The sequence below is a fragment of the Mycolicibacterium parafortuitum genome, assembly GCF_010725485.1.
Taxonomy (GTDB): domain Bacteria; phylum Actinomycetota; class Actinomycetes; order Mycobacteriales; family Mycobacteriaceae; genus Mycobacterium.
The window spans coordinates 282748-296964 of the sequence record NZ_AP022598.1 but is presented as its reverse complement, the minus strand read 5'-3'; the positions used below and the strand labels follow the sequence as shown (position 1 = coordinate 296964).

Sequence of the window (14217 nt, the reverse complement as noted above, 5' to 3'; positions counted from 1 at the left end):
GTTCCGGGGGGTCAACGGACTTTGACGTAGTAGATGTGTCCGGTGACGGTGTTTTGGTAGAGCCGGTCGTTGAAGTTGTCCTGGACGGTGCCGCGGATGGCGGGTCCTCGGTTGACGCCGACGATGTTGGCGTCTTCCAGGGGTGTGTCGGAGAGTTTCTGCACGATGACGCGGTTGCCCTGGGCTTCGAGTTGGCTGATGGTGGATTGGGCGTCGCCGGTGCCGGATGGGGCGGCCAGCGCGGGGGCGGATAGGCCCAGGAACGCGGCGGACAGGGCGGCGGCGGTGGTGGCGGCGATGCTGAACTTCGTCATTTCTTCTTCCCTCTTTCAGGTCGGTCCCGACCTTGCGATCTTGATGTGTCTGACCTGTTAAACCCGCAGGTCAGCCGGATAATTCCGGTGGCAGGAATTGATCGGCGGGTGGCAGAATCCGATGCTGTGGGGGGGGTTGTCCCCAGATCCGCGTTGGTCCCCAGCTGCGGTCTGCGCACTCCGAAATGTCATCCCGCGCCGGTAATATCGCACACATGTTCGAAGTGTCGGTGGCCGAGCCCGAGAGTCTTGCCGGGCTCTCGGATGCCGACCTGATCGACGCCGCCCGGGCAGCGAGCCGGGCCGAGAATGCGGTGTGCGCACGCAAGTTGGCGGTGATGGCCGAACTGTTCGGCCGCCGGGTCGACCTCGCCCCGGAGGAGCGGCTGTACTGGTGGGTGGATCCGGAGGCCGCGGTGACCGCCGAGATCGCCGCGGCGTATCGGATCACCCAGGCGTTGGCGCTGCACCAGACCTACCGCGCCGTCGTGCTGCGGGATCGGCTGCCGCGGGTGGGGGCGTTGTTTTTGGCCGGGACGATCGGGGAGATGCTGGTGCGCGCGATCATCACCCGCACCGACCTGATCACCGATGCGGCGCTGATCGCCGCCGTCGATGCTGAGTTGGCCGAGTCGGTGGCGGGGTGGGGGCCGTTGTCGGTGAAAGCCACCCAAGCCAAGATCGACGAGATCGTCGAACGCCACGACCCGGACGCGGTGCGCCAGTCTCGGGATGCCGAGATCGGGCCGGCCCTGGAGTTCGGCGCCCCCACCGACGCGCCGGGGTTCACCACGATCTGGTCGCGGGTGTTCGACGGGGACGCCGCCGCGGGCTGGCGCACCTTGACGGCGATGGCCTACAGCGTCTGTGACGCCGACCCGCGCACCCTCGACCAGCGCCGCAAGGACGCGTGGGCGGCGCTGTTGCACGGGATCACCAGCCTGGCCTGTCGCTGCGGCAACACCGACTGTGAAGCCGCCGTCAACCCCCGCCCTGTTCCCGAAGTCATCGTCTACGCCCTCACCGACCAGACGGCCAAGAACGCCGAACAACCCGCGGCGGCTCAAGGCGACCGGCCGCCCGCCGAACTGCGCGACGATCCGCCCGTCGACGTCGAGGGTGACGAGCCGCAGCCCGTCGACGCTGTCGACGCCGCGACTAACGAGGAGCAGCTCGAGGAGGCTGCCCCGGTCGAGGGGGCACCGGACACCGAAGGCGGCACCGCGCCCGCTCAGCCCTCCCCGCCCGCGCCCGCGCCGCGGCGCAGCGCCCCCGTCCTGCTGCCCGGCCGGTCGGGCTACCTGTTCGGCTCCGGGTTTCTGCCTGCCCCGTTTTTCGACACCATGCTCGACAGCGCCAGGATCCGCGAGATCATCCACCCCGGAGCGGCCGGGCCGGAGCCGCGCTACACCCCCTCAGCCGCGCTCGCCGAGTTCGTCCGCTGCCGCGATCTGACGTGTCGCTTCCCCGGCTGCGACAAACCGGCCACCACCGCCGACATCGACCACACCGTCCCCCACCCGGTCGGACCCACCCACCCCTCAAACCTCAAAACACTGTGCCGTTTCCACCACTTACTCAAAACGTTCTGGACCGGACCCGGCGGCTGGAAAGACCGCCAACACCCCGACGGCACCATCGTGTGGACCTCACCAACCGGACACACCTACACCACCCACCCCGGCAGCCGCCTGCTGTTCCCCGCCCTGTGCACACCCACCGGCACCCTCTGGACCGGCGACCCACCCCACGTGCCGATGAGCGACAACCGCGAGGCGATGATGCCGCGCCGCACCCGCACGCGCGCACAAAGCCGCACCGCCTACATCACCCGCGAACGCCAACACAACGCCGACCACCACGGCGACACACCCCGCGGCAACGACCCACCACCCTTCTGACGGGCGGTCAGGCGGGCCGCGAGTCCCCGTCGATCAGAACTCGCCGAGGTAGAACCGCGCGCCCTGGTCATCAGTGCACAACGCCGAACGCCCGTAGGACTGCTGTGACGGTTCCTCGATCACCGTTCCGCCCGCTTCCCGGACGCGGGCGACCGCCTCGTCGATATCGGCCACGGTCCACATCGGCACCGTCACCGCCTCCGGGTTGCCACCCGCGGCGCCGGCCATCGGGTGCGATCCGACCACAGCCCATCCGTCGTCGATCCGACCCGGCTCGAACGTCCAGAACAGCACCCGGCTGTAGAACGCCCGGAACGCCGCCGAATCCGGCACCTGGTACGTGATGTACGAAAGCTCCCCGGGGCCATCACCATTCAACAACGGCCTCGGTTCGTCGGGCCGGGGCCGAAACACCGCGAAGTCGAGGCCCGACGGATCCTTCGCACCCATCACGCTTCCGAAATCGAACTCGGTCACCTCGTCGACGGTGCCGCCGCCGGCCGTGATGCTCTCCCGCGCGCCGTCCAGGTCCGTCACGGCATAGCAGCAGAACAGCGTGTTCTTTCCCGCAACCGTGTAGATGCCGATGCGCTGACCGGTATTGGTGACCCGCTGCGTCGCCGGGTCGTACACCCAGCCCAGAACCTGGCCGTAGAACGCCGCGGCCCGCTGCGCGTCGGGTGTCCACACCGCGACGAACCCGACGTCGCCGTGCCGGATCGGGATCGAGACGCCGGTGACCGGTCCGGTGAGCATCCACCGGTGCCCGAACGGGTCGATCAGCGCCGCATTGCGCGCCCCGTAGTCCTCGTAGGGCTCCCGCTGCACGTGTGCTCCGTTGCGGCGGGCACGTTCGAGCGTCTCGTCGGTCGACGCGACCGCCAGCATCAGGCTTACCGAAACCGCCTGCGGCGACGGGGCTCTCAATCCGATCTCGGGATACTCGTCGGCCAGGTACACCGTCGCCCCCGCCATGGTGAGTTCGGCGTGCCCGATCCGGCCGTCGTCCATCTCGACGGGCTGCCCGACCACCTCGGCGCCGAACACGTCGCCGTACCACTCGATGGCCGACCGCGCGTCGGCGACGGTCAGATAGGGGAGCAGGGCTGCTGAGCTGGGGGCGGCCGCGGGACGGTTGAGCTCCGCGATCGCCGCATCGGTGCCGGTCATCGTCACTCCTCGGGTTCGATCAGGTTGCTGCTCAAACAGATTCGCCGCTGCCTCGAGCCGGTCCCGCAGCCGTCGCGCGAACTCGGGATCCGGTGCGACCGGGAGGTCGCCGGAGCGCAGCACGTCCAGCGGATCGATCACGGCAGTCCTCCTTCCGGTCGCGGATACTGTTCTCGGAACGCCCGCCGGGCCCGGACCAACAACGCCTCCGTCGCGTGCACCGTGCGCCCGAGCAGTTCGGCGCACTCCGGCACCGACAGGTTGTCGAGGTACCGCAGCACCAGCACAAGCCGGTGCTGCGACGCCAGGCGCGCCAGCACCTGCTCGGCGACGATGCGGTCCAGATGGGCATCCCACGTGTCGTCCGGATCGTCCGGCTCGGGCATCTCGGCCACCGGCACCGTCGCCCGGTCGTGCCTGCGCCGGTAGTGGTCGGCCAGCTTGTGGCGCGCCACCCCGATCAGCCACGGCACCGTCAGCGGCGGTGGTTCCGGCTTCCTGGCGGCATCCATCGCCGCCAGGAAGGTCTCCGACGTCAGGTCCTCGGCCGTCCCGCGGTCACCACAGCGCCTGACGAAGTACCCGTACACCTGGGGCAGGGCCTCGTCGTACAGCGCGAGCAGTGCCCGCGGATGCTCGCCATCCGGTTCGGCGCTCACACCCTTATCGTCGCCTCCCGGGCCCGAACTCCGACACCCGAACTTCAGGACGTCATGTTCGCCAGCAGATTCAGCCGGTCCAGGGCCTCGTCGGCCAGGCCTGCCACGTCGTATCCGTTGAGATCACCGCATGCGGTGATCTCGAGCGCGGCGTTGTGGGCCGCGATGAAGGCGTTGTCGCAGGACCGCCGTGCGCTGGTGATCGACCACAGCGCGATCTGCGGCGACGCGTGCTCGGCGGCCGGGATCGACTCGAAGTGCAGCGTCTCGTCCTGCATCGTGACGACGGTCAGCAGTTCGTCGCGGCAGTCACCCAGCGTGCGCTTCACCGCGTCCACCGCGTCGGCCGCGTCGAAGTTGGCCGGGTACACCGCCGCCATCTCCTGGATCGAGAACCGGTTGGCCCCGTTCCACTGTCCGGCGCTGTGCGCTGCCGGGACGGTCCCGATGTCGAACAGGAACGGCGGATCCACCTCCCGGGCCAACCCGGCACAGCGCTGCGGTTCGACCGTGGAGAACAGGTTGGACTCCGCCTCCCGGCTGGCCCTCGGGCTCAGCACGTCGGAGACCTGGCCGGCGGTGATCGGCGCGACGGGCCACGCCCGGACGGGCCTGGGCTCCTCGACGACCCGGGTGCAGCCCAGCGTCGCGACGATCGCCGTCAGCGCGGCCAACCACCAGAAGTGTTTCATCTCAACCGATTTCCGACAGCCCGGAGGCGAGCAAGTCGAATGCCTCACCCAGCGAGGCGGGCAGGCTCACCGTCTCGTCCTCCAGCCAGTGCTCGTAGGCCGACAGCGACACCGCCAGCATCGTCCACGCCACCGTCTGGGGTATCAGATCGCTGTCCGCGACCCCGAGCCGGTCGGCGACGAACCTCGCCACCACAGCCCGCCAGCCGGCGTACATGGTCATCGAATATGCCTGCAGCGCCTCGGTTTCCAGGATCAGTCGCATGCGCTGGCGGTGCCGGTCGGGGTCGTCGAAATCGTTGAACGCGAGCAGCGCGGTACGCAGCGCGTCGCGGATCGGCACCGTCGGGTCGAGCTCGGCCAGCAGCTCGCGCATGTGCTCGAGGTGGGCGTCGAAGTCGCCCCACGGCAGCGCGCTTTTGGACGGGTAGTAGCGGAACAGCGTCCTGCGCGCGATCCCGGCCGCACCGGCCACGTCGTCGACGCTGACGTCGTCGAAGCCGCGCTCCATGAACAGGTCGATCGCGACGTCGCTGATGTGCTCCCAGCTCGTCGATCGACGGCGTCCCACCCGCGCCTTGCCGGCGCCCATCGCAACCCCTCTTCCGTTTCGGCACTCGATGCCATATTGTGGGCGACCTACGTCACAAATGTCGAGACCCTATCCGGGTCGCACCAGCAGAAAGGCCAGATCAGATGGATCAGAATCAGCAGGTCGAGACCGGCGAACTGGTGACCGAGAGCCTGGTCGAGGAAGTCTCGATCGACGGGATGTGCGGGGTCTACTGAGCATGACCGCGCCGAACGCCCTCATCTTCGATGCCGACCGGCACTGGAGGTTGCATCCGCAGGTCGCCGTGCGGCCGGAGCCGTTCGGCGCCCTGCTCTACCACTTCGGGACCCGCAAGCTGTCGTTTCTGAAGAACCGGACGATCGTCGAGGTGATCAACTCGCTGTCCGATCACCCCGACGCTCGTTCCGCTTGCCGCGCCGCCGGAATCGACGATTCCGACCAGGCGCCCTACTTCCACGCGCTGGGCGTGCTCGTCCAGTCGCAGATGCTCATCCCAGCCCCAGGAGCAGACTCATGACACTCGCCGCGCCGGTGCCCCGCTTGGTCGACCAGTTCGAGCGCGGTCTGGACGCGCCGATCTGCCTGACGTGGGAACTGACCTACGCGTGCAACCTCTCGTGCGTGCACTGCCTGTCGTCCTCCGGTAAGCGCGACCCGCGCGAGCTGTCCACCCAGCAGTGCAAGGACATCATCGACGAGCTTGAGCGCATGCAGGTGTTCTACGTGAACATCGGTGGCGGCGAACCGACCGTCCGCAGCGACTTCTGGGAGCTCGTCGACTACGCCACCGAACACCACGTCGGCGTGAAGTTCTCCACCAACGGCGTCCGGATCGACAAGAAGGTCGCCGCGAAGCTGGCCGCCAGCGACTACGTCGACGTGCAGATCTCCCTCGACGGGGCGACCGCCGAGGTCAACGACGCGGTGCGCGGCCCCGGCTCGTTCGCCATGGCCGTGCGTGCGCTGGAGAACCTCAAAGAGGCGGGCTTCAAAGACGCCAAGATCTCCGTCGTGGTGACCCGCCACAACATCGACCAGCTCGACGATTTCAAGGCGCTGGCCGACAACTACGGCGCCACCCTGCGCATCACCCGGCTGCGCCCGTCGGGGCGCGGCGCCGACGTGTGGGACGACCTGCACCCGACCGCCGATCAGCAGGTGCAGCTCTACAACTGGCTGGTCGCACACGGCGAGCGGGTGCTCACCGGTGACTCGTTCTTCCACCTGTCCGGGCTCGGTGAGCCCGGCGCGCTGGCGGGGCTGAACCTGTGCGGCGCCGGTCGCGTGGTGTGCCTGATCGACCCGGTCGGTGACGTGTACGCGTGCCCGTTCGCGATCCACGACAAGTTCCTGGCCGGCAACGTCCTGACCGGCGCGGGTCCGGACGCGCCGGGATTCCAAGGGGTGTGGCAGCACTCCGAGCTGTTCCGCGAGCTGCGCGAACCGCAGTCGGCGGGTGCCTGCAGCGGCTGCGGACACTACGACGCGTGCCGTGGCGGCTGCATGGCCGCCAAGTTCTTCACGGGCCTGCCGATGGACGGCCCGGATCCCGAATGCGTGCAGGGGTACGGCGAACCCGCCCTGGCGCTCGACCGCGACAAGCCCCGCTCCAGCGTGGACCACTCCCGCGCCGGCGGGCGCAACAAGCCGAAAGGCCCGATCCCGCTCACCCTGCTGAGCGCCCCTCCCCGGCAGCCGGTCGGCGCCGGGGCGCCTCCGAAAAAATTCTGTAACGAAAGTCCGGTGTAGACCTCCCCATGGCACGAGATACCTGGTTCGAGACCGTCGCCATCGCCCAGCAGCGGGCGAAGAAACGGCTGCCCAAGTCCGCATACTCGTCGTTGATCTCGGCGAGCGAGAAAGGCCTGACGGTCTCCGACAACGTCGACGCGTTCGGCGAACTCGGCTTCGCGCCGCACGTCATCGGCGCCACCGAGAAGCGTGATCTGGCGACAACCGTTATGGGGCAGGATATTTCGCTGCCGGTCATCATCTCGCCGACCGGCGTTCAGGCCGTCCACCCCGACGGTGAGGTCGCCGTCGCACGGGCCGCGGCGGCACGTGGCACCGCGATGGGGCTGTCGTCCTTCGCCAGCAAGCCGATGGAAGAAGTGACTGCGGTCAACGACAAGATCTTCTTCCAGATCTACTGGCTGGGCAGCCGCGACGAGATCCTGGCGCGGATGGAGCGTGCCCGCGCCGCCGGCGCCAAGGGCCTGATCCTGACCACCGACTGGAGCTTCTCGCACGGCCGGGACTGGGGCAGCCCCAAGATCCCCGAGCAGATGGACCTCAAGACCATCCTGAAGATGTCGCCCGAGGTCATCACCAAGCCGAGCTGGTTCTTCAGTTTCGCCAAGACCTTCCGTCCGCCGGACCTGCGGGTGCCCAACCAGGGCCGCCGGGGCGAACCCGGCCCGACGTTCTTCCAGGCCTACGGCGAATGGATGGGTACGCCGCCGCCGACCTGGGAAGACGTCGCATGGCTGCGCGAGCAGTGGGGTGGGCCGTTCCTGCTCAAGGGAGTCGTCCGGGTCGACGACGCCAAACGTGCTGTGGATGCCGGCGTTTCGGCCCTGACGGTGTCCAACCACGGCGGCAACAACCTGGACGGCACCCCGGCGGCGATCCGGTGCCTGCCCGCCATCGCCGATGCGGTCGGCGATCAGGTCGAGGTTTTGCTGGACGGCGGCGTCCGGCGCGGCAGCGACGTCGTGAAGGCCGTTGCTCTGGGCGCGCGCGCGGTGATGATCGGCCGGGCCTACCTGTGGGGTCTGGCGGCCAACGGTCAGGCCGGTGTGGAGAACGTCCTCGACATCCTCAGCGGTGGCATCGACTCGGCGCTGCGCGGGCTCGGCAAGTCCTCGATCCACGATTTGACGCCGGAAGACATTCTGGTGCCCGAAGGGTTCACCCGGACCCTGGGAGCCTGATACGGACGTGGCCAAGGGGGCTGACGTGAATCCCCGGCCGCGATGCACATCGTGGATGGGAAATCAACCGCTACGCATGCGCCAACAATTGGCGCATACCAGGTGAATTCGGCCTACCATCGTCGCGTGGTCTTCCCCCGTGAGCTCGGGAACTCGACGTCGAGGCAGCTGAACGACGCAGCGCCCACCGTGGTGGTCCCGGTCGGTTCCACCGAGCAGCACGGACCCCACCTGCCGTTGGACACCGACACCCGCATCGCGGCCGCGGTCGCCGACGCCGTCGTCGCGCGGTTGAGCGCCACCGACTCCGCGAAAGGCGCCGCGAAAGGCGCAGCGCACTGGGTGATCGCCCCGGCCGTCGCGTACGGCGCCAGCGGTGAGCACGAGGGTTTCGCGGGCACGGTCTCGATCGGCACACCGGTACTGGCGGAACTGCTCATCGAATTCGCCCGGTCGGCGTGCCGGTGGGCACCGCGGGTGCTGTTCGTCAACGGTCACGGGGGTAATGTCGAGGCGCTGCGCCGAGCGGTCACGCTGCTGCGCTACGAGGGGCGCGACGTGGCATGGTGTCCGTGTCCGGCGCGCAACGCCGACGCACACGCCGGCCACACCGAAACGTCGGTATTGCTCCACCTTTCGCCGGACGTCGTCCGGCAGGACGAGCGGGTCCCGGGAAACCGGGCTCCGCTCTCGGAGCTGATGCCGCAGATGCTCCGAGGGGGAGTGGCTGCGGTGAGTTCGCTGGGGGTCTTGGGGGACCCCACCACGGCGACCGCGGACGAAGGGGGGAGGATCTTTGCCGAAATGGTCGACGCCTGTGCTGGACGCGTCCTCCGATGGGCGCCTGACAGCGGGGGGATGCTGACATGACGGGGCCGCGGCTTCCCGACGGTTTCGCCGTCCAGGTGGACCGGCGGGTGCGTGTGCTCGGCGAGGGTGCGGCGCTGCTCGGCGGCACGCCGACCCGGCTGCTCCGGTTGGCCCCGGCCGCCCAGACGATGCTGCACGGCGGGCGCCTCGAGGTGCGCGACGCCGTCAGCGCCCAGCTGGCGCGCACGCTGCTCGATGCCACCGTCGCCCACCCCAGACCGCTGAGCGGGCCTTCGCATCGGGACGTCACCATCATTATCCCGGTGCGCGACAACCATTCCGGGCTCACTCGCCTGGTCTCGACGCTGCGGGGCCTCAAGGTCGTCGTCGTCGACGACGGCTCGAGCAGACCGGTGCGCGACAGCGACTTCGAGGACACCTGCTGCGACGTGCGGATCGTCCGTATTCCGCGCAGCAAAGGCCCGGCCGCTGCCCGCAACGCCGGTCTGGCGGTGTGCACCACCGACTTCGTCGCATTCCTCGACTCCGACGTGGTCCCGCGCAAGGGCTGGCTGGAAGCGTTGCTCGGCCACTTCTGCGACCCGGCGGTCTCGCTGGTGGCGCCGCGGATCGTCGGGCTGGAACAGTCCGACAACGTGGTGGCGCGGTACGAGGCGGTGCGGTCGTCGCTCGACCTCGGGCTGCGCGAGGCCCCGGTGATCCCTTTCGGCTCCGTGTCGTACGTGCCGAGCGCGGCGATCATCTGCCGGCGCGGCGCACTGCTCGACATCGGCGGGTTCGACGAAACGCTGACCTCCGGTGAGGACGTCGACCTGTGCTGGCGGCTCAACGAATCCGGTGCCCGACTGCGCTACGAGCCGATCGCGACGGTCGCCCACGATCATCGCACCGAGTTGCGAAAGTGGTTCGCGCGCAAGTCCTTCTACGGTGCGTCCGCGGCTCCGCTGACGATCCGGCACCCCGGCAAGACCGCCCCGCTGGTGATCTCGGGCTGGACCCTGGTGGTGTGGACCCTCGTCGCGATCGGATCGGGAACCGGCTATCTGGCCTCGATCCTGGTGGCGGCGCTGACGGGGCGGCGGATCGCGAAATCCTTGTCGAACGTGCAGACCGAGCCGCTGGAGGTGGCTGTCGTCGCCGCCCACGGCATCGGGTCGGCCGCGGTACAGCTGGCGTCGGCGATCTGCAGGCACTATTGGCCGCTCGCTCTGGTCGCCGCGGTGCTGTCGAAACGGTGCAGACGCGTGGTGGTGGTGGCGGCGGTGCTCGACGGGGTCATCGACTGGATCGCGCGCAGCGGCCACGCCGACGAGGACACCAAACGCGTCGGACTGCCGACCTACCTGGTGCTCAAGCGGATCGACGACATCGCGTACGGGCTGGGCCTGTGGACCGGTGTCGTCCGCGAGCGGCACGCCGGCGCCCTGAAGCCGCAGATCCGGACTTGAGAGTCCTGATCGTCGGTGCGGGCAGTGCGGGATCGGTGCTCGCAGAACGTCTCTCGGCCGACGAGGGCGTCCAGGTCACCGTGCTCGAGGCCGGTCCCGGCCCCGACGATCCGCGTGTGGCCGCGCAGATCCAGGATGCGCTGCGGCTGCCGATCGGCGCCGCGAGCTCGGTGGTGCACCGGTATCGTGCCGCGCTGACCGACGATCCGGTACGCCACGCCCACATCATGCGCGGCGCGGTGGTCGGCGGCTCCGGTGCGGTCAACGGAGGCTACTTCTGCCGCGCGCTGCCGAGCGACATCGACGCGTGGGGGATACCCGGCTGGGCCTGGGACGACGTGCTCCCGCACTTCCGCGCCATCGAAACCGATCTGGACTTCGACACCCCGGTACACGGCACGGGCGGCCCGATCACCGTGCGGCGCGTCACCGAGTTCGACGGTTGCACAGCGGCGTTCGTGCAGTCCGCCCGTGACGCCGGCTTCGGCTGGGTCGAGGATCTCAACGGCGCCACCGCCGATCGACCGGTGCCGTCTGGGGTCGGGGCGGTCCCGCTGAACATCGACGGCGGCACCCGCGTCGGGCCCGGTGGCGCGTACCTGGCGCCTGCGGTGGGACGCCCGAACGTCAGCGTGCTGACCGACACCAGAGTGCTGCGGCTGGAGTTCGCCGGCACCCGGGTGAGCGGTGTGCTCTGCTCGGGCCCCGACGGCCCGGTGACGCTGTCGGCGGACCGGGTGGTGTTGTGCGCGGGTGCGATCGAGACAGCCCGGCTACTTCTGCTCTCCGGCGTCGGGCCGCAGCGGGTGTTGCGCGCCGCCGGGGTCCGGACGCACCTGGATCTGCCCGTGGGCGTCGACACGATCGACCATCCGGAGTGGGTGCTGCCGGTGAGCTGGCCGCCGACGCACGACGTGCCGCCGCTGGAAGCGGTGCTGACCACCGACGACGGCGTTGAGATCCGGCCCTATACCGTCGGATTCGAGGCGATGATGACCGGTGGCAAACACGATCCGACCGACCAGCCGCACCTCGGTGTGACGCTGATGAGGCCGCAGTCGCGGGGGCGGGTGAGCATCACCTCCGCCGACCCGGACGCCGCACCTCTGATCGAGTACCACTACGACAGTGCGCCCGCCGACGTCGACCTGTTGCACACCGGGACGCAACTGGCGAGGGAATTGGCCGGCAGCACAGTGCAATCCGATGCCTCGTGGGCGACGTCGCAACACCTGTGCGGAACCGCGAAGATGGGCGAGGTGGTCGACGAGCGCTGCCGGGTGTTCGGCGTGGAAAACCTGTGGGTGGTGGACGGGTCGATACTGCCCGACATCCCCAGTCGCGGGCCGCATGCGACCATCGTGATGGCGGGGCACCGGGCCGCCGAGTTCGTCAGCGCAACGAGGTGAGCGCCTCGGCCAGCACCGTCGCGGCGGCGACACCGTCGATCACCGGCACGCCGAGCCGGCGCGTCAGCTGCGCGGCGTAGGGCGCCATCGCCGCGCAGCCGAGCACGATGGCCGCACTCTCGTCGCGCTCCAGCGCCTGCGTGCACAGGTCACCGATCGGTTCGATCGTGGTCGGGTCGGCGTCGATGCGCAGGACCGGGATATCGCACGCATAAACGCCGAGGCAGTGGTTCGGCGTGTAGTCCTCGGCCAGCTGCCAGGCGCGTTCGATCGTCGCCGACATCGACGTGACGACCGAGAAGCCGCCCGCGACCAGCGCGGCGGCATGCATCGCGGCCTGGGCGATCCCGAGCACCGGGACGTCGAGCGCGGCGCGGGCCTCCTCGAGGCCGGGATCGCCGAAGCATGCCACCACACACGCGTCGGGGCGCTGCCCGGCGGGGCGCAGCCGTGCCGTTCTCAGCACATCCAGAAGGCCGGGGATACAGCGCTTTTCGTCGTCGGCGTTCTCGATGGCAGGCGGTCCGTCAGTCGGATTGATCGCCTCGACGACGGTGTCTGCCCGTGCCACTGCCGACGCACCGGCCGCGATCGCCGCCGTCATCGACGCGGTGGTGTTCGGGTTGACCAGTAGCAGGCGCACGATGGGAAAGCCTACGGCGGATCACCGCCCACTGCTGACCGTCGCGACCCGGTGACCACACCGCGGCGAACACCGATCCGGCGATCAGCACCAAAGCGAGTACCAGCAGCGCCTGGCTGGTCGCGTGCATGAACGCGTCCTCGGCGAGGGTGGTCAACCGGGCGCCCAGTGGGCCCAACTGGTCGGCGATCGAGAGTGCGTAGGCCAGTGAATCGGTCGCGGTGTCACGCACCTCGGCGGGGAAGTCGGCCAGTTTCGGCGCCAGCGCGCTCTGATAGACCGCCGCCACGATCGAGCCGGCCACCGCGATACCGACCGCCGCGCCGACCTCCCGGGTGGCGTCGTTGACCGCGGAAGCGACGCCCTGCTTCTCGTCGGGCACCGCGTTCATGATCGCCGAAGTCGTTGGTGCCGTGCACAACCCGATGCCCGATGCGGTGATCAGCATCGGCCACATCAGATCGATGTAGGTGGAGTCGGCGTCCAGGAGCCGCATGCACAGCAGTCCGACGGCGATCAGGGCCAGGCCGACGCTGACCGCGAAGCGCAGGCCCACCTTCGGCAGGTACAAATGCAGGGTCGCGCCGAGGACGAGAACCGGGATTGCCAACGGGGTCAGCGCGAATGCGGTCTGCAGCGCGCTGTAGCCCATCACCAGCTGCATGAACTGCATCTCGACGAAGAAGAAGCCGAAGTTGGCCAGGAACAGGAACGTGATGCCGACGGCGCCGGTCGCGAAATCGGGCCGCCGGAACAGTCGCACGTCGAGCAGCGGGTGTTCCCGGCGCAACTGCACCCACGAGAACCCCGCGCCGAGCGCCACCCCGCCGGCCATGGCGCCCAACACGATCGGATCGGTCCACCCGCGCACAGGTGCCTCGACCACGCCGAGGACGAAGATCGCGATGGCCGAGGCGATCAGCGCCGCACCGACCCAGTCGATCGGCGCCGCGGTCTCGTCCCGCGACGAGCCGATGGTGAACGTGGTCACGAACATCAGCGCGGCGCCGGCGGCGAACATGTAGAAGATCGAGTGCCACGAGAAGAAGTGCAAGAGCACGCCGGTGCCGAGGAAGCCGACCACCGCACCCGAGCCCGAGACGCCGGCCCAGATGCCGACGGCCTTGTTGCGCTCGGATTTCGGGAACGCCGCGGTCAGCAGTGACAGCGTCGCCGGCATCACCAGTGCAGCCCCGACGCCCGCAACCGCGCGGGCGACGATGATCTGCATCGGACTGTCGAGCAGCACCGGGGCGATCGACGCCAGCGCGAAGATCGCCAGACCGGCCAGCAGCGCGCCCCGCCTGCCGTACCGGTCGCCGAGGGCGCCCGCCGGCAGCAGCAGGCACGCCAGCGCCAGCGTGTAACCATCGACGATCCAGGTGAGCTGGCTCTGGGTGGCCGAGGTGTGCACCGCGATGTCGGGCAAGGCCGCGTTGAGCGCCACCATCGACGCGATCACCATCAGCACGTCGAGGCTGGCGACGGTGAGCAGCCAGATCCGGCGGCGTTTCGACAGGGCGGTGACGGCGACGTCGATATCCTGGGCAGAGCGTGAGGAGGTGTCGACCATGTCGGCGTCTCGTTTCAGCAGGGCGTAGTTTCGAGACTAACAGTCTCGCAGTAAGACCGTCAGTCTTGTT

15 protein-coding genes are annotated in these 14217 nt (G+C 69.1%); 8 read left to right on the top strand and 7 right to left on the bottom strand.

Translation table 11 applies throughout. The features are described from left to right. Positions 1-11: 11 nt before the first annotated feature. Complete coding sequence (locus tag NTM_RS01410; RefSeq protein WP_163765212.1) at positions 12-314, bottom strand: hypothetical protein; 303 nt, start codon at positions 312-314, stop codon at positions 12-14. Positions 315-529: 215 nt separating this feature from the next. On the opposite strand from NTM_RS01410, the gene NTM_RS01405 reads away from it, so the two are divergent. After that, entirely contained in the window at positions 530-2215 is a 1686-nt protein-coding gene (locus tag NTM_RS01405) for an HNH endonuclease signature motif containing protein (protein WP_163765211.1), read from the top strand. Positions 2216-2248: 33 nt separating this feature from the next. On the opposite strand, the gene NTM_RS01400 is transcribed toward NTM_RS01405, so the two are convergent. From NTM_RS01400 to mftR, 4 genes are read right to left on the bottom strand one after another with little or no spacing between them, the layout of a single operon-like run. Further along, positions 2249-3526 (bottom strand): VOC family protein, encoded by a 1278-nt coding sequence (locus NTM_RS01400; RefSeq protein WP_163765210.1) that lies wholly within the window; start codon positions 3524-3526, stop codon positions 2249-2251. After that, complete coding sequence (locus tag NTM_RS01395; protein WP_104862871.1) at positions 3523-4044, bottom strand: RNA polymerase sigma factor; 522 nt, start codon at positions 4042-4044, stop codon at positions 3523-3525. The genes NTM_RS01400 and NTM_RS01395 overlap by 4 nt, the downstream gene beginning before the upstream one ends. A gap of 44 nt (positions 4045-4088) precedes the next feature. Next, positions 4089-4736 (bottom strand): sensor domain-containing protein, encoded by a 648-nt coding sequence (locus NTM_RS01390; protein WP_163765209.1) that lies wholly within the window; start codon positions 4734-4736, stop codon positions 4089-4091. Between the two features lies 1 nt (position 4737). Beyond that, the gene (gene mftR / locus NTM_RS01385; protein WP_163765208.1) at positions 4738-5328 is read right to left on the bottom strand and encodes a mycofactocin system transcriptional regulator MftR; all 591 of its coding nucleotides are present in this window, start codon (positions 5326-5328) and stop codon (positions 4738-4740) included. 104 nt (positions 5329-5432) lie between these two features. Between mftR and mftA the strand changes: the two genes are divergently transcribed. The 7 genes from mftA (at position 5433) to mftG (ending at position 11931) form a co-directional block, all read left to right on the top strand. After that, on the top strand, positions 5433-5525 hold the full coding sequence (mftA, locus tag NTM_RS01380; RefSeq protein WP_083144905.1) for a mycofactocin precursor MftA: 93 nt from the start codon (positions 5433-5435) through the stop codon (positions 5523-5525). 2 nt (positions 5526-5527) lie between these two features. Then, a complete protein-coding gene (gene mftB / locus NTM_RS01375) occupies positions 5528-5827 on the top strand; it encodes a mycofactocin biosynthesis chaperone MftB (RefSeq protein ID WP_163765207.1) in 300 nt (99 codons plus the stop codon). Beyond that, positions 5824-7059, top strand: a complete 1236-nt coding sequence (mftC, locus tag NTM_RS01370; RefSeq protein WP_104862875.1) for a mycofactocin radical SAM maturase — start codon at positions 5824-5826, stop codon at positions 7057-7059. Before mftB ends, mftC begins: the two co-directional genes overlap by 4 nt. 8 nt (positions 7060-7067) lie before the next feature. Next, positions 7068-8243, top strand: a complete 1176-nt coding sequence (mftD, locus tag NTM_RS01365) for a pre-mycofactocin synthase MftD (RefSeq protein WP_163765206.1) — start codon at positions 7068-7070, stop codon at positions 8241-8243. Between the two features lie 102 nt (positions 8244-8345). Then, positions 8346-9113, top strand: a complete 768-nt coding sequence (gene mftE, locus NTM_RS01360; RefSeq protein ID WP_163765205.1) for a mycofactocin biosynthesis peptidyl-dipeptidase MftE — start codon at positions 8346-8348, stop codon at positions 9111-9113. Continuing rightward, a complete protein-coding gene (mftF, locus tag NTM_RS01355) occupies positions 9110-10522 on the top strand; it encodes a mycofactocin biosynthesis glycosyltransferase MftF (RefSeq protein ID WP_163765204.1) in 1413 nt (470 codons plus the stop codon). The genes mftE and mftF overlap by 4 nt, the downstream gene beginning before the upstream one ends. Further along, entirely contained in the window at positions 10519-11931 is a 1413-nt protein-coding gene (mftG, locus tag NTM_RS01350) for a mycofactocin dehydrogenase MftG (RefSeq protein ID WP_163765203.1), read from the top strand. Before mftF ends, mftG begins: the two co-directional genes overlap by 4 nt. Here mftG and NTM_RS01345 read toward each other — a convergent pair. Together NTM_RS01345 and NTM_RS01340 are read right to left on the bottom strand one after the other, a co-directional pair. Beyond that, on the bottom strand, positions 11915-12535 hold the full coding sequence (locus tag NTM_RS01345) for an aspartate/glutamate racemase family protein (RefSeq protein ID WP_232079881.1): 621 nt from the start codon (positions 12533-12535) through the stop codon (positions 11915-11917). The genes mftG and NTM_RS01345 overlap by 17 nt on opposite strands. Then, positions 12459-14147 carry an MFS transporter gene (locus NTM_RS01340; RefSeq protein ID WP_163765201.1) on the bottom strand — a complete coding sequence of 563 codons (1689 nt, stop codon included), beginning with the start codon at positions 14145-14147 and terminating at the stop codon, positions 12459-12461. Before NTM_RS01340 ends, NTM_RS01345 begins: the two co-directional genes overlap by 77 nt. Positions 14148-14217 lie beyond the last annotated feature (70 nt).